This window comes from Lonsdalea quercina subsp. quercina (genome assembly GCF_000688655.1).
Lineage (GTDB): Bacteria > Pseudomonadota > Gammaproteobacteria > Enterobacterales > Enterobacteriaceae > Lonsdalea > Lonsdalea quercina.
On sequence record NZ_JIBO01000013.1, the window covers coordinates 1 to 22,827 of the forward strand.

Here is a 22,827-nt window from a genome sequence, read left to right on the forward strand (position 1 = left end):
ACGAAGGCGAGCTGCAACGGCGGGTGAGCGGTATCGTCAGCGAGTTCGGTCAGGGCGACACCGGCTTTCGGCGTACGCGTTATCAGGCGGTGGTGCGTCCGGCGCTGTGGCGGCTGGGCCTGCGCACCAACGCCCGCATCTTCCAGGCGCAGAAGCCGGAAGAGATTATCAGCGTCCTGTTGCAGGAGGCCGGTATCACCGACTTCGCCTTTGCCCTGCGCAACGAGCACGCCCAGCGGGAATACTGCGTGCAGTACCGGGAGAGCGACCTGGCGTTTATCAACCGGCTGGCGGCGGAGGAAGGGCTGTTCTACTTCCACGAATTCGAGGCGGGCAAACACCGGGTGGTGTTCGCGGACGACGCGGTGGCGCTGGGCAAAGGCCCGGACCTGTTCTTCAACCTCGCCAGTCAGGGATTATCAGAAGGCGCGTACGTGCGCCAGTTCAGCTATCGGGAAGCGGTGCGCACGGCGGAAGTGGAGCTAAAAGNCTACAGCTTCAAGACCCCGGCCTACGGCCTGNCGCACAAGAAGCTGGGCGAGGCGCTGGACCATCAGCGTGAAAGCTACCAGCACTACGACTACCCGGGACGTTTCAAGAAAGNCCCGAGCGGCAAGGCGTTCAGCGGCCACCGGCTGGATGCGCTGCGCGCCGACGCGGTCACCGGACAGGGCAGTTCGAACTGTGCGGCGCTGATGCCCGGCAGCGCGTTTACCCTGACGGAGCACCCGAACCTGACGCTGAACATCGGCTGGCAGGTGGTGACCGTCNGCCACACCGGCNCCCAGCCGCAGGCGCTGGAAGAGGAAGGCGGCGGCGAGCCGACGACGCTGACCAACACCTTTGGAGTGGTGAAGGCCAGCACCACGTGGCGAGCGAAAATGCCGCATCGCCCGATGGTGGACGGCCCGCAGATTGCCACGGTGGTGGGGCCGGCAGGGGAAGAGATTTACTGCGACGAATACGGTCGGGTGAAGCTGCAGTTCCCGTGGGACCGCTACGGTTCGAGCGACGACCAGAGCTCGNGCTGGGTACGCGTCAGTCAGGGCTGGGCGGGCGGTCAGTACGGCATGATAGCCATCCCGCGCATCGGTCATGAGGTGGTGGTGAGTTTTCTGGAGGGCGACCCGGACCAGCCGCTGGTGACGGGGAGAACGTTCCACGCGACTAACCCGACGCCTTACGTTTTGCCGGAGCATAAAACGCGTACCACGCTGCGCACCGATACGCATAAAGGNACGGGTTTTAATGAGTTGCGCTTCGAAGATGAAGTATCGCGCGAACAAATTTACGTTCATGCGCAAAAGGATGCGGATACGGTGATCAACCATATCCATCGCCAGAGCGTAGGGTTGGATCAACATCTGAGCGTAGCGCAGGATCAATATCAGCGGGTTGAACGTCACCGTCACCGAACGATCGGTCAGGATGATTTTGAACAGATCGGGCAAGATCATCATCAGGCGATCGGACGTAATTTCATTCAACAGATTGGTCAATCCCTGAAGCGGCTGATCGGCGGCGGTGAGATCACCAAGATCACGGGCAGTCGGCAGTCGACCATCAGCGGTTCGGAAGAGACGTTGATCGGCGCGCATCAGCGCACGGTGGTAAATACCGACAGCTACCTCAAGGCAGCGGACATCGTGCTGGAGGCCGGTCAGGCCTTAACGATCAAATCGTCTGGCGGCTTTATCAAAATCGACAGCGCAGGAGTGACCATCTCGGGAACGATCGTCAAGATCAACGACGGCGGCTCGCCGGGGACCGGTGTCGCGCCGTCCTCTATCGAACCGGATGCGCCGAATAAACCCACGCTGCCAGATGCGCCGGATCGTCGATAAGGAGATATCATGCCAAGTGCCGCACGTTTAGGCGACAGCTGCTCCGGGCATGGCTGTTTCCCCGCCACGCCGGTCATTCAGGGAAGCAGCGATGTCATCATCAACGGCAAACCCGCCGCCCGAAAAGGCGATATGGTGCTGTTGCACGCCTGCCCTTGTCCCACCATGCCGCATGCCTTACATCCCCGGTCGATCTCGGCAGGATCCAGTAATGTCATCATTAACGGTAAAGCGGCGGCGCGCGTAGGCGATGCCATCGGCTGCGGCGGTTCGGTCGCCGCAGGTAGCGGGGATGTGATCATCGGCGACACGCCGCATCAGTCCCCGATTAAATCCTGTGCGGAGCAGTCGGCCAGCAAGCGATCGCCGCTGCTGGCGTTGTCGCCAATGATGTTGCCGTGGAAAGGTCTGATGTCGTGGACGCCAACGGCCGAGCTGCCGCTGCCGACGGAAGCGTTGACGCTGGAACAGCGCAAAGCGCGTTACGCGGCGCGTAAACAGCTGGCGCAACAGGCGTCGACCAATCCGAATTTGCAAGCCGCCGCCAAGCGTCTGGCTGAAAACAATGACAGCATTTTACGCGCAGAGGCCGCGAAGTATGTCTATGATGTGGATGAATTTCGCCGTGGGAAGTATACGGAGCTTCCTCCCCCGCCGGTGGGGTTGTCTATCGTTGATCCTGAGCAGATGTTGTCAAATCAAAATAACCCTTATTTCAATAAAAAGTCCGGATTTGGGGCCGCGTTATTTAAGTCGGAGATCAATGGCGAAACGATGCTTACCTATCGAGGGACCGATAACTCGGTGACCTGCGCTAAGGATTGGAAAACTAATGGCTTACAAGGTTTAGGCTTGGAATCTGCCACATATAACCAAGCGATGGATTTAGCGAAACGCGTAACATTTGAATATGCAAATGAAAATATAAAGCTCGTTGGCCACTCGCTGGGGGGAGGATTAGCCTCTGCTGGCGTTAGTGCAACCAAACGTCCCGGCTATACCTTTAACGCTGCGGGTCTACATGCCAATACGGTCGCCCGGGCTGAGGGAGCCTCTTTGGAGGAGACGGCCGCACTGATCAAAACGCAGGCTGTCGATGGTGAGGTGCTGACCATGGCGCAGACCTACGGCAAGGCGGCGGTTCCGGTAATTTTGGGGGGCATTGGGTCGCTACTCGGCGGTTTGATCGGCGGCGGCTCAATGGGTGCGATGGTCGGGGCGGCATTCGGCATGATAAAGCTTTACGAAGGCGCTCTACCAAAAGCCGTCGGTGAGATGTCGTCGCTACCGTCACTGGGCGGATCGCCCATTGCCCGTCACGGTATGGATCAGGTGATTGCCGGGATTGAAACGCAGAAAAGAGAAGATATCAGCGCGATTAGTGGTGTACTTAAGGAGACGTGATGCAATGGTTAAAACGTATCAAGTGGGGATGTCTTTTTATCGCCAGCCTGTTAACAGCCTGCAATATAGGAGGACGGAGTATGGAAGCCAAAGAGCTGTTTGACCCGGCAACCGCTGCGCTATTGGAACACATTCGCTCGGGTGATGAGAGCAAAGCCAGAGAAATGCTTTCTCAGGGCGTTAAGCTTAATATTCATGGCAAAGAAGGCATAACTCCTTTGCAATGGCTGATTATTGAAACTCGTGACAAGAAAGCGGTGGGGATGAGTTTAACGCTCGGTGCCGATCCCAACTTTAAAGATGGGGATGGTGATACGGCGGTCAATACGGTAACCGGATTTAAAGATCCCGATTGGTTGCGGATGATGCTGGACGCTGGGGGCGACCCGAATACGTTGAGCAGTAACGGACAACCTCCTTTGTTCAGCGCGATCGGCGAAGAGCGTTGGGCGGATATAGAACTTTTACTGGCGCGCGGTGCAGATATTAATGCGCAAGATACGCAGAAAAGAAACAGCGCACTGTATGCGGCTTATTTGAACAAATATGAAATCGTCTACTGGTTGATGGAACACGGAGCCGCGGTTGAGGGTTACGATGATATCGGCTCTGATCTCGCTTGGAATGTTCATTTTAGCGAGTCGGTGATGTCTAAAGATGCGCCGCAACGTCCGTGGCTCATGAAGGTCAAGCAGGTGCTAGAGCAAAAAGGGGTCAGGTTCCCCCCTCCCTCTCCTCAAGAAGTTAGAGCGCAGTGGGAAAAGGATAAGTCTAAATAGATCATAGTCATCAGGGAACGATCGGATAATCGTTCCCTGACATTTTCCCCTTCTTGCAAAGTTACATATTCTCATTTATTCCCTCACGAAAAATATATATGTCACTGCGTGGAATAACGCCGTTATTTCGCGACGTTAATTATTTATTGTTATCCATTAATTAAAATTCAGGTTTATCAGATGAACGAAAACAACAGCCTGAGACTCTTTGAGATCATTCGAAATAAAACTTCGCCGCTGTACGCCATTATTGATGTGATGTGTTATCCGGCGCTGCCTGATTATTGGCGCGCCTTTCATCAGTCAGCCAAAAATCAGTGGCGTCAGCTTGATGCACCAATATTCCCTGACTCCTTACGTGCGGTCGCGCCGATTATTGTCGAACTTGAGGAAGGTAACTGCGGAGAAACGCTGCTGCTTTGGACTCAAAGCCAGGATTACGGCCATCAGGGGACGTTGCTGATGGCAGCCGACATGTCGCTTGATGAGATGGTGGAGTACTGGCAACAACGCGTGGTTTGCCGTGGCCCCACTGGGCAGGAGACGTTGTTTCGCAGCTATGGCCCAGATGCGCTGGCGTTGTGGTGGGCGACAATCAGTCCAGAGGCGCAAACGGATTTTCTTGCGCCGGCCCGGCAGCTATTTCTGCCGGCAGAGACCCGCGAGTTTTTGGATTATGTTCCCTTGCTTGAGGAGGAAATATCTCTCCCAGCGACGAACAATTATCAAATATCGCTGAATCAAACCCAGTTTGATCTCTTAACGCACGATAATCGGCTGCGTTGTCTGGCGAATCAGCTTTTTATGTATGTCAGCGAAAGAACGTTTTTTTTATTAGATATCGAACTACTGAGAAAACGTTTTATTAGCGGTATCGATCTGGCCAAAGGATTATATCCGCGCGCCACCGACGCCGAATGTGAAGCCTGGTCTGCTCATCGCTGGATTATCGGCAGCGAGTTTTATCTCCACCCTCATTTTATTCATCTGACCATGAACCACGCCCTGGGAAAATCTATTCAGCGGTTCAAAGCCGAGCCGTGCCATCTGGAAGACGTTCGAGCACACTACCACCGGCCTGACTGGATGAAGGGACTATCGCCTGACACATTGGAGGTCACCGAGTGACATTAACGACACCTTTAACCACGCCTTTTCTGACTGAAACACACGAAGACGCTGACGGATGGCTGGCACGCATTGACGAAGGCGGGTGTTTCATCGTGGCGGAAGCGGCCCTTAATGACGCGGCGCCGTGGCTGGCTGAGCGCTGGGGCGGCAGTCTGGAACACACCCGGCTGTACTGGGGCGAGGCTGGACGCGAGCATGCGTCCATCTCCCCCTATTGCATCCCGGTCACGGCCCAAAACTGGCCTCAGTTGGAAGAGTACCTTTGCACCCGCGAAGGCTGGGGTGTCGGTATACAGCTTGAGTGGTTTATGCAGGCCTATACGCCCGGACAGCAGCTGGTCGAGTTGGTCAGCCACCTGCGGCACTGGAGCCTGGTGGCGCTGCCGGATGGAGATAATGCCATTCTACGCATCAGCGACTGGCTGATAGTGAAACAGCTTTTGTCGGCCAGCACGGCGCAGGAGGCGACGGCCTTGTTCGGCCCCATTGCCCGCTTCTATGACATTGCGCCGGAAGGCGGCGTGTCGAAAGTGCTGACCCTCACACAGCGTGAACCTCATGATATCCCTGACACCTCGCCTCGCCAACTCAGCGACGCCCAATGGCAGGCTATCCTGGGCCCGTCCACGCAGAACGCCTTGGAAACCTACATGACTCACCTGCGCACCTACCATCCGCGATGGCAGTCCAACGACGACGACGCGCTGCTGGCATTTACTCAGCAACAGGTGAAACAAGCCGAATTGCAAGGATTCAACAATGACCGCGATATCGTGCGCTATCTGGCGCTGGCGACGGAGCTTAGCCCCGACTTTATCCATGAGCCTTGGGCGCAAATAGTCATGGCGGAACCGGAAATCATCGGAACCCAGAACAAGATGGATCGCCTCTACGCGGCAGCGGTGAGCCAACAGATCAAAGCATAAAAGGACGTAGTGCTATGGAACAGACGAAATCAGCGACGCTGGTCTCCAGCGAAGAGGCCGCAAGTAAGAACTTTTCCAGCGATAAAGCCATCTCTGGGGGATGTAAGAAATGCGCTTGTGAAATTTTCGTTCAATACTTATACGATTCGGGAAAACCCGTCCCTAACGCGCCTTTTGTCGTTACGGATAGCAATGGTACGAATATCAGCGGCCAAACGGATGAGAACGGCTATTTCAAAATCTACGATATGGGCTGCAATGGCTACGAGCTGAATATTCAGGAAGGAAGCGACGAGTTCGAACCCGAAGACACCGTCACCAATAATCCGGTACTACAGTCCAATCCCGAATATGCGGCACTCGCGGGCGAGTACTTCACGCTTTATTTATTACTCAGCAAAGAAGGATTGCTGGAATACGATCAGGAAGAGAGTCAGCGTTATAACGAAGTCGGCATCAACAGTCATGTTTATGGTGGTATGTATTTTTACTATGAAGATAAATATGAGCTGGCTTATAACCGCTTCATGGAGCTGAAGGACAGAATTAACAACGGCAGTCGAGAGCTGAAGCAGGCTATCAATAAAGTCCATCATAGCCTGTCAACGGAAGTCGCCAGTCACACGACTGAAACTGCTGTGCTCCTCTTTTGCCAGATCATCCTTGGATTTGTCCCTATTGTCGGGCAAGCGCCTGATGTGTATTTCATTGGCGAATGGTGCTGGGCTGCCTATAAAAATCCTGAGAATCTCGAGGACCCTTATTTTATTAGCGAGGGTGTATTAGATGTTATTGGCGTGGTACCCGGCGCAGGCCATGTTCTTAAATATGCGGGGAAGTCGGTATTAAAAGCGATTGGAAAAGTCGCTGGTGCCGTCGCTGATAAACGCGCTATCCAGCTCGCAATACGAGAAATTCGTCATCTGTCTGACGGTAATATCGTGCGATGGCTGATGGATTTTTCCTCCAAAATTAAAACGATCGCGATTGAAGCCATCGAGTTGCTAAATAAAATTGCCTTGGCCGTTGAGGGTATGTTGAAAGATGCGACCAACTCGGCGAAAAGCTGGATCGTGGCTTTTGCTAAAGACAGCTTTAATTCGATTGTCAGGGTACTGAAATGGCTGATAGAAAAATTCGAAAGCATCATCAATACCATTATCGAGAAAGTAGAATCCTTCATCGGCAAAATTGTGACCAAAAAGCCGGGTACGGCGCTGGGTAAAGGTAAAGCGACCAAAGCTGAACAAATGACGGCGGGGGCGACGAAACAGGAAAGTCGGGCTGCGGAAGCAGAAGCAGAGAACGTTGCGAAGAAAAAAGGGGACGAATTGTGTACGTCCGAATCGACTTGCGCAGGCGACCCGGTCGATGTCGCGACGGGTTATGTCGTTGACTGGCGCACGGATTTTCAGATTTCAGGGCTTTTCCCTCTGGCCTTGAAAAGAAGTTATCGTTCAGGAGGCCCCCGAATCTCCGGTTTGCTGGGGAAGCTTTGGCGCAGCAACTGGGATATGAGCCTCAAACTCGAAAACGACGTGGTGACGTTGACGGATGGGGAGTTTAACCAGGCCATATTCGCGGCGCCTGTTGAGGGCGAGTACAGCCTTTCTCTTTCCAATCCCGCATGGCGTTTAACGCGTCGACAAGGCGTATTGGTGCTACGCCATCGTGACGGGATGAGTTACTGGTTTGAACATACTCGCGGCGTGCAGCTCTGTCTGACTGCAGTAGAGGATAGCGTAGGCAATCGTACGTCGCTGCTGTGGGAATTTGGCGAATTACGATGGGTGGTGCTCGCGGATGAGCGTTTGGTGCATGTGGAAACGCAGCACGGGCGAATCACCTGCCTGACGTTATGCGATCGTCAGCGTCGGCCGCTACAGACGCTGGTTAACTACACCTATGATCAAAAAGGCTATCTGGTTAGCGTTCGTGCCGGAGAAGGACGCAGTTTTGATTACCGTTATTCGCCAGAAGGTTGGATGTTGCGTTGGTCCGATTTGTCGGAAACTTGGGTCGAACATACCTATGACAGCCAGGGACGAGCCGTGCGCGACCGTGCATCGGAAGGCTACTGGGCAGGTAGCTTCGACTATGACGATGAACAACTCACCACGTATTACCACAATGGGTTTGGTGGTGTGGCGCGCTACATCAGGGATGAACGCAACAATATTCTCAGTCATCAGACGCCCGATGGCGGCGAGACGCTGTACGAATGGGAACACAATCAGCTGGTGGCGCAAACTGACCCGTTAGGTCACCGCACAGAGTTCAAGCGTAACGACTGGGGGCAGATCACGACCGTGACGTTGCCGGACGGCGCGGTACACCACTATGATTATGATGATGATGCGCAATTGCTGGCGTACACCGATCCACTTGGCCATGTGTGGCAGTATCAGCGCAATGCTCAGGGTCAGGTGGTGGAAGTCAACGATCCGGAAGGACGCGAGTGGCTGCATAGTTATACCGATCAGGGCCTACTGGAAACCATCATCGGCCCTAACGGCGTGCTGCAACGTTATCATTACAACGCGCGAGGGCTGGTCAGTACGATCGAAGTGGATAACGCCCCCTCAGTACGATTCTTCTACGATGCGCAGGACCGGTTGACCGAGCGGCATATCGCTCGTGAGTCGCGCGTTCAGATTCGGCGCTGGGAATATGAAGGTTATCGAGAAGCGCCGTCAAAAGTCATCTATGAGGACGGTACCGAAACCACTTTTGGCTTTGATAAAGAAGGCAATCTCACCTCTGTTACCGATGCGTTAGGGCAGCAGCATCAGTTCCGCTACGGCGCATTTGATAACCTGATGGAAGCCACCGATCCACTCGGTGCAACAGTCCGCTATCACTACAATACGGAAGCTGAATTCGCCGGTGTGACCAACAGCCACGGTGACGCCTGGACTTACTCCTTTGACGAGTGTGGACGGCTTTCCGAAGAGCAACATTATGACGGGCGAGTATATCGCTATGCCTACGATGTGGCGGGCCGCTTAACGTGCCGAACCGCCCCCGACGGCAGCCAGCAACACTACTCGCATGATGCTTTAGGACGGGTGACGGAAGTCCAGTACCTCACCGCTGAAGGGGCGACGGAAAGCGTCACCACGCTGAACTATGACATCGCAGGACGCCTGTTGCGCGCCAGCAACGCCGACGCCTGCGTGGAATACGCCTATAACCGCTCCGGTCAGGTCATCTCTGAGCGGGTTAATGGGCAGGAGATACTCAGCGGCTACGATGCAAGCGGTTACCGCACGCAGGTCGACGGGCTGCTGGCGCCGCTGCAACAGCAGTGGCAGTCAGGGCGACTGTCGGCGTTGGGCGTAGGTTCGCATCAGGCCTTATCGTTCAGCCATACGGACGCGGGTCAGGAAAGCCTGCGGAGCAACGGCGCAGGCTTCGCGCTGTCACAGAGCTGGAGCGAGACCGGGCTGCTGGAGCGTCAGGCGCTGGTGAACGGTGGCGGCAGCGAGCCGCACCATCTGGAACGGCGCTATCGCTACGATGTGCTGGACCGTCTGGTGGGCATCAAGGACAGTCACTGGGGCGAGCAGGATTTCCGCCTGAACGGCAACGGACAGGTCACGGCGGAGCGCCGGAACGGACGCTGGCGTCAGGCAAAACTGTTTGGTTACGACAGTGAGCAGAACCTGTGCGAAGTGTCGGAAATTATGGCCTCGTCCGGCGTTCCGCTGTCGGTGTCTCAGGCGGTGTCGGAAGGGCAGCGTCGCTACGATGGCTCAGGGCGCATCGTCGAGCGCGGCGATGTACGCTATGAGTACGATGTCTGCGGCCGGTTAAGTCGCAAGCGAGAAGTCCGCGCGGGATTCCGACCGAAAGAAACACGCTACGAGTGGGATACGCAGGACCGTCTGCGGCGGGTGAGCCTGCCGGATGGCGCGCGCTGGCGATATGGCTACGATGCGTTTGGACGCCGGGTCAGCAAGGTGCGCGAAGGTCAGGTGGCCTCACTACAGTCGGTGTCGAAGGTCCAGTACCAGTGGGACGGCGACCAGCTGGTGGGGCAGGTGCAATACTATGCGGACGGCACCCCGGCGCGGGAAGTGCAGNGGGTGTATGAGCCCGGCAGCTTCCGGCCGCTGGCGCAGGTCGAACGCAAGGGAGACGACACCCGGCTGCACTATGTGGTGACAGATTTAGCGGGCACGGCGCGGGAGCTGTGCAGCGAAACGGGAGAAGTCCACTGGCGCGGTGAGCAGGGGCTGTGGAACGGACACCGTGAAGACCGCTTACCGATGGGGCTGAAGCGTTATCTGGGCGACGCGGCGAACGAAGAAGTGTACTGCGAGCTGCGTTATCAGGGCCAAATCTACGACGCGGAAACGGGGCTTTACTATAACCGACATCGTTACTATGATGCGGACAGCGGGCAGTATATCTCGCCGGACCCGATAGGGTTAAACGGCGGCATCCGACCTCAGTCCTATGTACACAACCCATTGGAGTGGGTTGACCCGCTGGGGTTGGTCAAAGTTGGCCGATGGATGAGTCCTGCCGAACATCAGCAAATGTTGGAAACAGGAAAAGTTGTGCAGAGCAATACCGGTACAACTCATGTTGCTTTCCCCGCAGATGTTGAAGCTTTTGGTAAACAAGCTAAGCCCGGAACAGTATATGCTGAGTTTGATGTGCCAGAAGGATCTTTGATTAAAACCAATGAAGGCTGGGCAAAAATTGTGGGNCCAGATTCTCTTGAAGGGCGTTTAGCTAAACGTAAAGGATTACCTGTTCCTGAAATGCCAAAAGCAGAAAATATAAAGGTAGCAGCACATAAAACCGAGAAAGGAATAGAAAAGAAATGCTAAATAAAATAAAGGATTGGATTCTATTAAATAGTAATTATAAAGTTGTAATCAATAAGAATGATTATACGGATAGCTTGGTTTTTGATTTTGAGGATGAAAGTAAGATCGCCCGTTTTACTGTGTGGGATGATAAATCATGTATGTTGGAAATAATGAATATTGATACCGAAAAATATATTATAAATGAGAGAAGAGAGCTGTCTGGGATAACTGAAATAATAGAGTCATTTAAAGAATTTAGCGATCTTCTCAAATAGATAATAAGCCGGAAGCGATCTCATGATCCTTCCGGGTTTTTATTTTACTAACTGGTCAGCCGTTATAAATTAATCTGCGTCTCAATAATAATTCTGCCCCTTTCCACCGTGACGGTAACGGGCATCCCGGTGATAAAGCCGGACTCTTCCAGCCAGCGGCCTTTAAGGTTGATGGCGGGGGGTGGGTTGGATTTACCATTATGCGAAGCGTATCCCACGGTATAGTAACGCTCTGTTGCCAATCTCTTCTCTTTTAGTCGCGGGTTTAACGCTCACGTGTGGTGCAGGCCTATAACCGCTCCGGTCAGGTCATCTCTGAGCGGGTCAATGGGCAAGAGATCATCAGCGACTACGATGCGAGCGGTTACCGCGCGCAGGTCAATGGGCTGTTGGCGCCGCTGCAACAGCAGTGGCAATCAGGGCGGTTGTCGGCGCTGGGCGTAGGCTCGCATCAGGCCTTATCTTTCAGCCATACGGACGCGGGTCAGGAAAGCCTGCGTAGCAACGGCGCGGGCTTCGCGCTGTCGCAGAGCTGGAGCGAGACCGGGCTGTTAGAGCGTCAGGCGCTGGTGAACGGCGGCGGCAGCGAGCCGCACCATCTGGAACGGCGCTATCGCTACGACGTGCTGGACCGTCTGGTGGGGATAAAAGACGCTCACTGGGGCGAGCAGGATTTCCGCTTGAACGGCAACGGACAGGTCACGGCGGAGCGCCGGAATGGGCGCTGGCGTCAGGCAAAACTGTTTGGTTACGACAGCGAGCAGAACCTGTGCGAAGTGTCGGAAATTATGGCCTCGTCCGGCGTCCCGCTGTCGGTGTCTCAGGCGGTGTCCGAGGGCCAGCGTCGCTATGACGGCGCAGGGCGCATCGTCGAGCGCGGCGATGTACGCTATGAGTATGACGTCTGCGGCGGGTTAGCCTGCCGGATGGCGCGCGCTGGCGATATGGCTACGATGCGTTCGGACGCCGGGTGAGCAAGGTGCGCGAAGGTCAGGTGGCCTCGTTGCAGTCGGTGTCGAAGGTTCAGTACCAGTGGGACGGCGACCAGCTGGTGGGGCAGGTGCAATACTATGCGGACGGCACCCCGGCGCGGGAAGTGCAGTGGGTGTATGAGCCCGGCAGCTTCCGACCGCTGGCGCAGGTCGAACGCAAGGGAGACGACACCCGGCTGCACTATGTGGTGACAGATTTAGCGGGCACGGCGCGGGAGCTGTGCAGCGAAACGGGAGAAGTCCACTGGCGCGGTGAGCAGGGGCTGTGGAACGGACACCGTGAAGACCGGCTGCCGGTGGGGCTGAAGCGTTATCTGGGCGACGCGGCGAACGAGGAAGTGTACTGCGAGCTGCGTTATCAGGGCCAAATCTACGACGCGGAAACGGGGCTTTACTACAACCGGCATCGTTACTATGATGCGGACAGCGGGCAGTATATCTCGCCGGACCCGATAGGGCTGGCGGGGGGATTGAGGCCACAAGGGTATGTGCATAATCCATTGGAGTGGTGTGATCCCTTTGGATTATCTTTAATTAGCCCAAAAACTATTCTTTTTTCTCAGGACAGTATTGCTGGTTCATTTTCGGATGGTGGTTCAATAAATGAATTAGTACATAGATTGAAAAATAATCCATCCTATATAAATGAGGTTGAACCTATTAGAAAAGTCAGGATGCGTGACTTACCGACTAATGTCCAAGAAAGGCTAATGTCCCAAGGGGCACATAAAGATTCAGTGTTTAGTTTGGATAATAGAAGATTGTATGCTGCAAAAGAGGCCGGCATATCAAAAATGCCTTCTAGGTGGGCAACTTCTGAAGAGTTGGCAGAGATAAATCTAAATAGACGCTTCTCCACAGAAACAGGTGGAAAAGGTATTACAGTAAGGAAGGTTTGCGGATAATGACTGATTTAAAAATTAAAGAGTTAGATACAAAATACGGTCGTATCTTCTCAAGAAATGCCTTAATTATTAGAGATTGCTCTATTCAACTTACACCTATGACGGTGAATATCAAAACTTCACTTTCTCTGCGAGGTTGTATTCCCTCAGTTAAAGATGCCCCTGATGTATGTGTTGAGTTTTATTTTAGTGATGTAGAGAGTGTGTCTATATATAAAGTTGATGATTTCCCTTATGAGAAATACACACTTTCTAGCTTTGATGAGGTTGAGGGAGAGTATAAAAAAAATAGGAAAAGAGTGATGTTAAGCACATATGATCATGTTTTTGATATTATTGGTAATATTGAATTGAAATATGATTGATATAGAATCCGGAAGCGATCTGACGATCCTTCCGGGTTTTTATTTTATTAGCGGTCAGGTCAGCCGCTACAGATTGATCTCGGTCTCGATAATAATCCTGCCACGCTCTACCGTGACGGTGACGGGCATCCCGGTCATAAAGCCCGACTCTTCCAGCTAGCGGCTTTTCAGATTGATGGCCGAAGGAGGGTTGGGTCTCCCGTTTTGCGGGGCGTATCTCAACCTGTAGTAACGCTCTACTTTCNCTCTATTTTTTATTTAGCCGCAGAGCTGGAACGAGACCGGCTGCTGGAGCGTCAGGCAAAACTGTTTGGTTACGACAGTGAGCAGAACCTGTGCGAAGTGTCGGAAATTATGGCCTCGTCCGGCGTCCCGCTGTCGGTGTCTCAGGCGGTATCCGAGGGCCAGCGTCGCTACGACGGCGCAGGGCGTATCGTCGAGCGCGGCGATGTACGCTATGAGTACGACGTCTGCGGCAGGTTAAGTCGCAAGCGAGAAGTCCGCGCGGGATTCCGACCGAAAGCGACACCCAGTCACATAACGTGGTAACGGACGTGGTGCACCCTCTATTCAACGATGTCGGTAATTGGATGTGAATAATAATTTTCAAACAAGGAGTTAATTATGAATAAATTCATCAAGTATGTAGCTATTTCTTTGGCGGCGAGTCTGCCGCTCACAGCAGCAGGAGAAGAGCCGCAATGGCTTGAAGGTATATTTGTTAATCAAGATAAAAACGCATTGGCGAAAAGCCTGACGTTTTGTCCTGCAGGCCAGGCACTTTATGATTTTGTTCGAGCGGCCTATGTTGTAGAGGGTAAGGATGACGGGCGAGTCATTACACTTTATTCTAACGGCGCTTTCCGACTCAAAGTCTCTGATAATGGGAATGAACTCTTGCCGGATGACGATTTCACTGAAAAATGGCTAACGAGTAGCAGTTTGAAGCGTGATCCAAGCCAGCATTATGAGTGCAAGCCTCGTTTCTAAATTTTTCCCCAAACGGCTTTTTTATTATTAGCTCTACGATGGTAATCTAGATAGACCCGTCATCGCTAACATTCAATAACACCGTTCTATTAATTGTGCTTTCTACACGCCCGATTACGTTTTTATAGTTGGTGCGATGAAAGAAGGGGGGCACGGGATTCAGGTATAGGATTAAAATACAAAAAGAGAATTGTACGTTATTGATGAATTAATATAACCAAGTTATCGGTTTTTATTAAATGATGAAATTGGTTTTCATCATTTTTCCACCTTTAAAAAGCTGTTCTTAAAATAAAAAGGAAGATGATTTGAAGTTAAGTGCCTGTGTAAAAAAAGCGTCGGCCGTAGTTTTTACTTTCTTCATTACCCAGCAGTGTATGGCAATGGGAAAAGACGATGTCAAATATCCTTATAAGCTGATAGGAGATAGGGTTGTATTTCAACCCTTCGCGAATGTTGCACCTGAAGTATTATCTGATGTTGACCTTGATAGTTTTAAAGTTATTTATCGAAATCACGGAAACACTAATATTGCATCCTCTGGTGGAAATTATTATTGCAATGCATTGAAATTACCTCAGGATTTTAACCCTGATACGGCAAGGGTATTCGATGGAAGTTTTTTGTTTGTCAATAACAAAGCGTATGCAGACTGTGCTCTTTTAGATTTCAATGTTAATGGTGAGGATTTTACAGCCCTTGATTTCCCTTTTTTCACCGATAGAAAAGTCGTCTTTACTATCTCGGGTAGTAAAATTGAAGGTGTCGATGTTAAAACATTTAAAACGTTATCTACTCATCAGGCTAAAGATAAAAATAACTATTATTTCGTTGCTAGAAACGATGTTGTTTTACCCTACAAGCATAACGCGAGCGCTTACTCACCATGTTACGGATGGGCGAATATTGACGGAGAGCTCTATTATGAAGGATTGAAATATCCAGATGCTGATGTGTCTACATTCAAATGTTTCTCTTTTACCATGTCCGCTGACAAACACGGATTTTATGTTTATGACAAAAGGCAGACTGTTATCCCTGCCGACACAGCGGTAAAAAATATAAACCCGGTCAGTGAAAATGTGTTTAGTGATGGGAAATATGTATGGTTCGTCGCTGTTGATGCAGAACTGATCAAAGATGTGAACCCTCAAAAGATGCGCGTAGAGCAGGATCGTGGGGAAGTAAGAATTTCCGATGGTGTCAATAAATGGGCGTGTATCTTGATGAAAGACAAATATGACTCGTCATGTCATAAAGTGTGATGAAGTCATTTTAGTAACATACAGTTATGCGGCCCAATGTGGCCGTATAATATATATGAGTTATTCTTTGGGTCTTTAAGATTACAGAGGTAATATTATAAACAGGTTAGAACCTAAAGTATGGTTAAACTGAGCATCTGCCTTTTATTCTTTTTTCTTCCATTGTACGCGTGTGCCGATGTTAGTATTTATAATGGTGAGTTTACATTGATAGGGCTCGAAAAGCACTCGAGAGGGAATGTTCGATTAACTTCAACTTTATATGGAGGAAGTTCTGACTTGAGGGCGAGCTCTCCAGCTGACTGTGTGATTAAAATTGGGATCACTAAAAACAAAACCGAATATTTAGCAACATTGCTGCCATTTCATTCTGGGCGAATGAGTTATTCGTCTACTCAAAAAGATATTGCTTATTTTAGTGTGGTGGGAAATAAGGTAAATATTTTTTTCGAAGGAACCGTGGACGTTTGTCCTTTAGGAACTGAATTTTCGGGTGAGTTTTCTGTTGTCGATAAACATAGTAAAGAGTTCGATACGTTGTTTGATAAAATTTTGGAAGAAAACTATGTTAATGCTGTTGCGTTGTTTCGCGCAGGTAAAATCGAACAGGCGATAAACGCTCTCGATCCCTATTTGACTATGTCAGGAGTCGAGAGATTTTATAATGAACGCATTTATAATGACTATGGTTATTTTCTACAGCAGAATAAGAATTATGACGAATCTATCAAATACTTTGAAGTTGTAAAAAGAAAAAATCCTAATCGGATAGCCGTATATTTAAATTTGGCTGAGTCTTACTGGGAAATGAAAAACACAGTAAAATCCATGTTTAACTATAGACAGTATGTCAAATTGATGAAGAGGGCGGGTCATAATAAACAAATACCTTCCAGAGTGCTGGAAAGAATTAACTAAACTATTATCCCAATCAGAATAGGACTTGGAGCGTGTTAAAAATATTCACAGTATTGATAATGCTTTTGGCATTGAGATGTTATGCAGGTACTGAATCAAATTTCGTGCAAGGGCCTTTTGAAATATCTCAGGATAGTCGTGTTTCTATAAAAAAAGAAAACGATGTTAACCAGCCTCTTGGCCTTTACTTCGAAAATAAAGGCCATGTTATGAAAATAGACGGTTATGATGTCAATGGTGGTTTTCCAAATATCGAAACGGTATTTTTCATTACGTTGAATGGGGTGAAAAATGTCGTTGTCTTGGTTTCATGGAATGTTATGCATCGGGCGGAAAGAATATCTGGAACGTCATATCAAGTTTATGGGTATGCCATTCAGGATGGTGGAATGACGAGAAATACAAAGATTACCGATGATCCTAAACTATGGGGTGATGAGGGAGAGTTCTCCGGTGAGAAACTTTATTTTAAATATAAGAATGCTGCCGCAATAAAAAGGTATTTATTGAGAAAGTATTAGTGAGCCACGCATATAATACTGTCATGCATCTAACCAGTACCTTCTGATCTGTATTTTCCATTGGCCGGATAAGGTTACCTCGCATCGTTTTGGGGGGGGGCTGCTTTTTTGTAGCGGCCTAACAATTTTTTATCTTTATTACCCTATTTTCAGAACACCTGACTTTCCCTATTCAATAACACTATTCCATCCGAACGATAAGACATTCCTATTAACTCTTATTCCTTTTCACCTTTTCCTCCTTTTCTTCTCACCCCTTGTCCTGACTTCTCTGCATACCTTGTCCCTTTGCGGGTGCCGATGAGCGCCTGCCAACAAGCAAAATCGTACTCCGTACCCTAAACGCGTTCTACTCAATCTACACTCTGATTTGCCATCTCATTGTCTATCTATTGTACAATTTTGCTGGTCTGTCCTGCTATTTCATCAACTTGGACTATGTTTGTCGCGAGAAAGGAAGAAAACAGCGGCATGGATGACGAGAGTTCCACGGTGGATGAACCAAGGCGGCAAGCGCGTTGCCGACAGCGCGCAGCGCTGAGTCTTTTGTGAGCTAGTAAATACAGGATGGATTAACGCATTGAAGNGATGGCGATGATACAGGATGAAATCGCTGAAGGAGCATGTCGGCGCAGGGAGTTTTCATTGGTCTCTAGCGTTTTTTCTATGGAAAGGCACTAGTCTAAAAGGAGTTAACCTTGTTTTTGCGACAACTTCATTACCTGGTGGCACTGGCTGAACATCGGCATTTTGCTCAGGCCGCAGAGAGTTGCTGGGTTTCGCAACCCTCTTTGTCCGTTGCGCTTCAACAAATGGAACGCGAGTTGGGCATTACCATTATTCGGCGCGAACGCCGCTTTCAAGGATTCACGCCGGAAGGGGAGCGCGTGCTGGACTGGGCGAGAAAAACGCTGTCCTCGTTAGACGGGCTGAAGCAAGAGGCCGCGCTGGCGCAAGCCGTGGCCGGGGGGAACTTAGTCATCGGTGCAGTCCCTTCGGCGATGCGAGCGGTTTCCACGCTGATTAAAGAGTATCGCCGCATCATCCCCAGACTGAATTTGAAGGTCTTTTCCCTAAGTACGCGCGACATTCTGAACCGACTAAAAAATCAGGATTTGCATTTAGGCATCGCCTATTCCGACGCCAGCGCTGGAGATATTTACGAATCTCTATCGCTCTACGCGGAGCGATTCGTTCTGCTGTCCAATAGTGACGTCGCTCCCCCGGTTGGGGATGCCTTTAGTTGGGGCGATGTAGGGGAATTACCGCTGTGTTTGTTCAATCATGAGATGCAAAATCGACGGGTCATCGAAGATGCTTTCCGTGAGGCCGGTGTGACGCCTCAGGTGATTATCGAAACCAACGCGCTTAGCGTGTTGCATGAAATGGTCAGCAGCGGCCAAGCCTGCAGTATCGCCCCCATCAGCGCGATTCCCGAGCACTTGATCGCGAACGGTATCGTCGTCCATCCCATTGAGTCTCCNCCCTTGCCGGAAATGAGCTTGCTGCGACTGCGTAAGGACACTCAGCCTGCCCTGCTAGATGCAGTGTGGAGAACGACGACACAGTTCGACTTACAGAGCAAAATCGATCAACCCATATACCGGGCAACTCAATAGGGCACAGCTATTAAGAGATATTTTCAAACGATTGGACGGGTGATTCTTATGCGCCCAGACTGGCCCTAGTGACAGGAAATATAGCTGTAAATCAACGCTATATAATTAACTTGCTTAGGTATATGGAGATGACTATGTCCAAGATTTTGTGCGTATTATATCCCGATCCTGTAACCGGTTTCCCCCCTGCTTATGCCCGTGACGATATCCCGAAAATTTGTACCTACCCCAATGGTCAGACAGCACCCACGCCGTCTGGCGAGCTAGGCTTCACTCCCGGCGAACTGGTCGGCAGCGTTTCCGGCGAGCTGGGGCTACGTCAATATTTGGAAAGCCAGGGGCATGAGCTGATTGTGACCAGCGATAAGGAAGGCGCTGACTCCGTTTTCGATCGCCATTTGCCGGATGCCGATGTGGTTATTTCTCAGCCGTTTTGGCCGGCATACCTGACTGCTGAACGTATCGCTAAAGCGAAAAAACTTAAGCTGGCGTTGACGGCGGGCATCGGTTCCGACCATGTCGATCTCAAGGCCGCCGCCGAACGCGGTATTACCGTCGCCGAGGTGACTTTCTCCAACTCCATCAGCGTGGCGGAGCATGTGGTGATGACCGTACTGGCCCTGGTCCGCAACTACCTGCCGTCGCACCAAATCGCCAACAACGGTGGTTGGAATATCGCGGACTGCGTATCGCGCAGTTATGACGTCGAGGGGATGCACTTCGGGACGCTAGGCGCGGGGCGTATTGGTCTGGCGGCGTTGCGACGTCTGAAACCTTTTGATATGCAGTTGCACTATTACGACCCTCATCGTTTGGAGAAAGAGGTTGAGCAGGAGCTGGGCTTGACCTACCACGAAACCCCGGAGTCGCTGGTTAAGGTCTGCGATGTGGTGAACCTGCAGACGCCGCTATATCCCTCGACTCAGGGATTCGTCAACGAAGCCTTCCTGTCTTTGTTCAAGCGCGGCGCCTATCTGATCAACACGGCGCGTGGCGCGCTCTGCGACCGCGATGCGATTGCTCGCGCGTTGGAGTCAGGCCAGCTGGCAGGGTATGGCGGCGATGTCTGGTATCCTCAACCGGCACCGGTCGACCACCCGTGGCGACGCATGCCGTATCAGGGGATGACGCCGCACATCTCCGGGACTTCTCTCTCGGCGCAGGCGCGTTATGCGGCTGGGACGCTGGAAATTCTGNAAAACTTCCTTGAAGGGAAGCCGATCCGTCAGGAGTATCTGATTGTCGACGGCGGCAACCTGGCCGGCACTGGCGCCAACTCCTATAAGTTAGCCTGACGAACAGGTGAGCGCTGCGGCGGTCTGTGGCCGTCGCAGGCTGTTCTTCGTGCCTATCAGTTCATCGGGCACCGTAAGCCCTGATGCTTAGAGCCGTGACGCCCCGCGCGCCAGTAAGGAGAAGACGATAACGATAGTCTGATACGCCCTGAGATTTCTGTAGAAAAAAGGCCGTCTGACGCGGCCTTTTTTGTCAGCGTCGTTATCGGTTAACGATTTTGGCAGGCAGGGCGATCACCAGCAGAGAACTTGCCAGCAGGCAAGCGGCAAAAAACCACAGCGCGCCTGCGCTGCTTCCGGTGAGATCCAGCGCAAATCCCATCAGTGAGTTACTCACCAAACCCGCTATGTTCGCCAGCGAGCAGGCGAGGGCAAAACCCGTTGCCGCTGCGGTTCCAGTGAGGAAGGTGGCAGGCAGGCTGAAAAAGACCGGCACCGCGCCAATGATGGTGGCCTGAGCGATGGCAAAGAGCAGCACTGTGGCGATGACGCTGTCGGTGAAGAACGTACTGCCTGCCATGGCGGCGGCACCGATGAGAAAAGGGATGATGATATGCCAGCGGCGTTCACGGCGGCGATCCGAACTGGCGCCAATCACCAGCATCCCCAATAAGGCCGCCAGGCTGGGGAGCGCGGTCAACAGCCCGATATGGAAAGGATCGGCCACCCCGGCTTGTCGAATGAGCGTCGGCATCCAGAACCCCAGCGCGTAGGCGCTCAGCAAAATGGAAAAATCGATACCGCCCAGCATCCATACTTTCAGATTGAAAAAACCTTCCCGGAAGCGGTGAGGGGAATGGCGACGCTCAGCCTCGTCTTGTTTTAGCGCCAGGGCGACCTGCGCTTTCTCCTGCTGATTGAGCCAGTTGGCCTGTCGAAAGTTGTTAGGCAAAACCCACAGCGTCAGGACGCCCAGCAAAACACTGGGCAGGCCTTCCAGCAAAAACAGCCATTGCCAGCCACGCAGACCATGGAGCTGATCGAAATGAATCATGATCCAGCCGGAAAGCGGTCCGCCGACAATGCTCGACAGAGGTAGCCCGATCATAAACAGGGCGATCACGCGCCCACGTCGGTGGGAGGGAAACCATTGGGTGAGATAGTAAAGAACGCCGGGCAGGAAGCCGGCTTCGGCGGCGCCGAGCAGAAAACGCAGAAGGTAAAACTGCGCTGGCGTCGTCACCAGCAGTGTGCAGGTCGACAATACGCCCCACGAAATCATGATGCGGGCAATCCAGACTTTGGCGCCGATCTTTTCCAGCATCAGGTTGCTGGGTACCTCAAACAGGATGTAGCCGACAAAAAACAGTCCGGCGCCCAATCCGAAGGCGGTTTCGCTAAAGTGTAAATCCTGCACCATTTGCAGCTTGGCGAAACCGACGTTAATCCGGTCCAGATAGGCGGCCAGATAACAGAAACAAAGAAAAGGGATAAGCTTCCAGACGATTTTTCGATAGAGCGTATGTTCATCTTCTTTTACCGGCGTGGTTCCGGCGGCAGATGCGTTAGTCATGTCAGAGATTCCTCATCGATCCAATGATGGCTGCGGCCATAGGCTTTGTTCCGCAGTGCGTCGTGTCTGCGGGAAGGAAAGCGATGGTCGGAAGCGTACTCAGTGTCCAAGCGTGATGCACCACGGTCGGTAGACGTTTATTCGCGCAGTGGGAAAGTCAGTCTACTGAGATGCAAAAAGTCTGGCTAGCGTCATTTGAGGCTAAATGTTGCGATTAGGTGACAGGCAATCGATTCTCTTGGTCTATCTTCTTGAATTGTGCAAAGCCTGTTCGGTGCGGTCTATGCGCGATCCGCTAAGTGAGCGGTTAGGCGCCAAAGGGGAGGGGCAAAATAAGCGGATGCGGTCTGGATGCACCGCCACGTTGCCGCCCAAAATCACGGCGAAAAGGGGCAATTTGATGCTCTAATGAGCAGATAAACCGTTTCCTGTCCGTTCTGCCAAAAAAGGGCTTGCCATCATCCGCAAAGAGCGACATAATGCGCCCACTTCTTCGGAAGACATAGATAAAACGCTGATTAATCAACAGATTGAAAGTTTTATTTATTGAACGGCTTCACAGTTTATCGCCAGTGAAAGTCGGTTGTAACGCGGGAATAGCTCAGTTGGTAGAGCACGACCTTGCCAAGGTCGGGGTCGCGAGTTCGAGTCTCGTTTCCCGCTCCAAATTCAGTGTTACAGACGTCATATACGCTCTGTAATGCAGTGATAAAAGGACCTTAGGGTCCTTTTTTCGTTTCTGCCTTTTATTTCTCCACATCCTGAATAAAACATGCGGCCTGATTTGTGGCGTTCCTGTTTGTACCTCCTTTCATCGCACTACAGCGTCGGCGTCAGCACATAACCTGCGCTTAATCCTTGCACTTCAATGCCCTGAGCGATGGCTCGACCCGGTGTGACGATGACTTTCTCCGTCTCCGCGTTGGGCGCTGCGCGGTACAGCACATAGGTTTCCCCGCTATCATCGATGCGCAATGCCTGCGGCGGCACCGCAATGCCGTGTTCGTTGTGATAGAGAACGACGGCCAGCTTGGCGCTCATGCCGAGCCGGATACGCTCGCCGGTGCCGTTCTGTGGCGTATCGACGGCGACAACGACGTCATAATGGGCGGAGGAGCCGGGAGCCTCTGCCGCATCCCCTTGTACCGCGATGGTAGCGATATGCCCCGTCAGCGCCCGATTCGCGAAACCCTCACCGGTTATGTGTACCGGCATACCTTCGCTCAGCTGATGCAGGTCGATTTCTTCCACTCGGGTCAGAA

At 51.9% G+C, this 22,827-nt stretch carries 17 protein-coding genes, 1 tRNA gene and 2 pseudogenes; 16 read left to right on the forward strand and 4 right to left on the reverse strand.

Translation table 11 applies throughout. The annotated features are described in order from the left end of the window. The 7 genes from tssI to RZ35_RS12945 form a co-directional block, all read left to right on the forward strand. Window positions 1-1,844 (forward strand): type VI secretion system tip protein TssI/VgrG (gene tssI / locus RZ35_RS12915; protein WP_036153405.1); only part of this gene is annotated, 1,844 nt, incomplete at its 5' end. Between the two features lie 9 nt (window positions 1,845-1,853). Then, window positions 1,854-3,248, forward strand: a complete 1,395-nt coding sequence (locus tag RZ35_RS12920) for a PAAR domain-containing protein (protein WP_026743693.1) — start codon at window positions 1,854-1,856, stop codon at window positions 3,246-3,248. Beyond that, the gene (locus RZ35_RS12925) at window positions 3,248-4,027 is read left to right on the forward strand and encodes an ankyrin repeat domain-containing protein (RefSeq protein WP_071999799.1); all 780 of its coding nucleotides are present in this window, start codon (window positions 3,248-3,250) and stop codon (window positions 4,025-4,027) included. Before RZ35_RS12920 ends, RZ35_RS12925 begins: the two co-directional genes overlap by 1 nt. A 180-nt stretch (window positions 4,028-4,207) precedes the next feature. Beyond that, window positions 4,208-5,155: a DUF4123 domain-containing protein gene (locus RZ35_RS12930; protein WP_026743695.1), complete on the forward strand. Its 948-nt coding sequence runs from the start codon at window positions 4,208-4,210 to the stop codon at window positions 5,153-5,155. Continuing rightward, complete coding sequence (locus RZ35_RS12935; RefSeq protein WP_036153408.1) at window positions 5,152-6,084, forward strand: DUF4123 domain-containing protein; 933 nt, start codon at window positions 5,152-5,154, stop codon at window positions 6,082-6,084. The genes RZ35_RS12930 and RZ35_RS12935 overlap by 4 nt, the downstream gene beginning before the upstream one ends. A gap of 14 nt (window positions 6,085-6,098) precedes the next feature. Then, complete coding sequence (locus tag RZ35_RS12940) at window positions 6,099-10,925, forward strand: TreTu family toxin (RefSeq protein WP_051625572.1); 4,827 nt, start codon at window positions 6,099-6,101, stop codon at window positions 10,923-10,925. After that, window positions 10,919-11,182, forward strand: a complete 264-nt coding sequence (locus tag RZ35_RS12945) for an immunity protein TriTu family protein (protein WP_026743697.1) — start codon at window positions 10,919-10,921, stop codon at window positions 11,180-11,182. The genes RZ35_RS12940 and RZ35_RS12945 overlap by 7 nt, the downstream gene beginning before the upstream one ends. 62 nt (window positions 11,183-11,244) lie before the next feature. Here RZ35_RS12945 and RZ35_RS17435 read toward each other — a convergent pair whose 3' ends face one another. Continuing rightward, window positions 11,245-11,424 (reverse strand): SymE family type I addiction module toxin, encoded by a 180-nt coding sequence (locus tag RZ35_RS17435; RefSeq protein ID WP_071999800.1) that lies wholly within the window; start codon window positions 11,422-11,424, stop codon window positions 11,245-11,247. 99 nt (window positions 11,425-11,523) lie between these two features. On the opposite strand from RZ35_RS17435, the pseudogene RZ35_RS17685 reads away from it, so the two are divergent. Together RZ35_RS17685 and RZ35_RS12955 are read left to right on the forward strand one after the other, a co-directional pair. Continuing rightward, window positions 11,524-13,079 (forward strand): annotated as a pseudogene (locus RZ35_RS17685) (RHS repeat domain-containing protein). Continuing rightward, window positions 13,079-13,444 (forward strand): hypothetical protein, encoded by a 366-nt coding sequence (locus tag RZ35_RS12955; protein WP_026743698.1) that lies wholly within the window; start codon window positions 13,079-13,081, stop codon window positions 13,442-13,444. Before RZ35_RS17685 ends, RZ35_RS12955 begins: the two are co-directional and overlap by 1 nt. A 66-nt stretch (window positions 13,445-13,510) precedes the next feature. Here RZ35_RS12955 and RZ35_RS18620 read toward each other — a convergent pair whose 3' ends face one another. Then, the gene (locus tag RZ35_RS18620) at window positions 13,511-13,600 is read right to left on the reverse strand and encodes a SymE family type I addiction module toxin (RefSeq protein ID WP_394296485.1); all 90 of its coding nucleotides are present in this window, start codon (window positions 13,598-13,600) and stop codon (window positions 13,511-13,513) included. Between the two features lie 468 nt (window positions 13,601-14,068). Here RZ35_RS18620 and RZ35_RS12965 point away from each other — a divergent pair, with 468 nt between their 5' ends. The 6 genes from RZ35_RS12965 to RZ35_RS12990 all read left to right on the forward strand — a co-directional run bounded on the left by RZ35_RS12965 (window position 14,069) and on the right by RZ35_RS12990 (window position 20,052). Beyond that, on the forward strand, window positions 14,069-14,434 hold the full coding sequence (locus RZ35_RS12965; protein WP_026743700.1) for a hypothetical protein: 366 nt from the start codon (window positions 14,069-14,071) through the stop codon (window positions 14,432-14,434). Window positions 14,435-14,742: 308 nt separating this feature from the next. Continuing rightward, window positions 14,743-15,699, forward strand: coding sequence for a DKNYY domain-containing protein (locus RZ35_RS12970; protein ID WP_026743701.1), 957 nt, complete (start codon window positions 14,743-14,745; stop codon window positions 15,697-15,699). 120 nt (window positions 15,700-15,819) lie between these two features. Continuing rightward, window positions 15,820-16,617, forward strand: a complete 798-nt coding sequence (locus tag RZ35_RS12975) for a tetratricopeptide repeat protein (protein ID WP_139171536.1) — start codon at window positions 15,820-15,822, stop codon at window positions 16,615-16,617. Window positions 16,618-16,649: 32 nt separating this feature from the next. Beyond that, a complete protein-coding gene (locus RZ35_RS12980; RefSeq protein WP_139171537.1) occupies window positions 16,650-17,138 on the forward strand; it encodes a hypothetical protein in 489 nt (162 codons plus the stop codon). A gap of 704 nt (window positions 17,139-17,842) precedes the next feature. Beyond that, a complete protein-coding gene (locus RZ35_RS12985; RefSeq protein ID WP_162174224.1) occupies window positions 17,843-18,757 on the forward strand; it encodes a LysR family transcriptional regulator in 915 nt (304 codons plus the stop codon). Window positions 18,758-18,891: 134 nt separating this feature from the next. After that, on the forward strand, window positions 18,892-20,052 hold the full coding sequence (locus tag RZ35_RS12990; protein ID WP_026743705.1) for an NAD-dependent formate dehydrogenase: 1,161 nt from the start codon (window positions 18,892-18,894) through the stop codon (window positions 20,050-20,052). Window positions 20,053-20,254: 202 nt separating this feature from the next. Here RZ35_RS12990 and RZ35_RS12995 read toward each other — a convergent pair whose 3' ends face one another. Further along, window positions 20,255-21,565, reverse strand: coding sequence for an MFS transporter (locus RZ35_RS12995; protein ID WP_026743706.1), 1,311 nt, complete (start codon window positions 21,563-21,565; stop codon window positions 20,255-20,257). Window positions 21,566-22,155: 590 nt separating this feature from the next. Here RZ35_RS12995 and RZ35_RS13000 point away from each other — a divergent pair. Then, window positions 22,156-22,231 (forward strand) — tRNA-Gly (locus RZ35_RS13000). 153 nt (window positions 22,232-22,384) lie between these two features. Here the strand turns inward: RZ35_RS13000 and RZ35_RS13005 are convergent. Then, window positions 22,385-22,827 (reverse strand): annotated as a pseudogene (locus RZ35_RS13005) (HlyD family secretion protein); the annotation flags it as partial.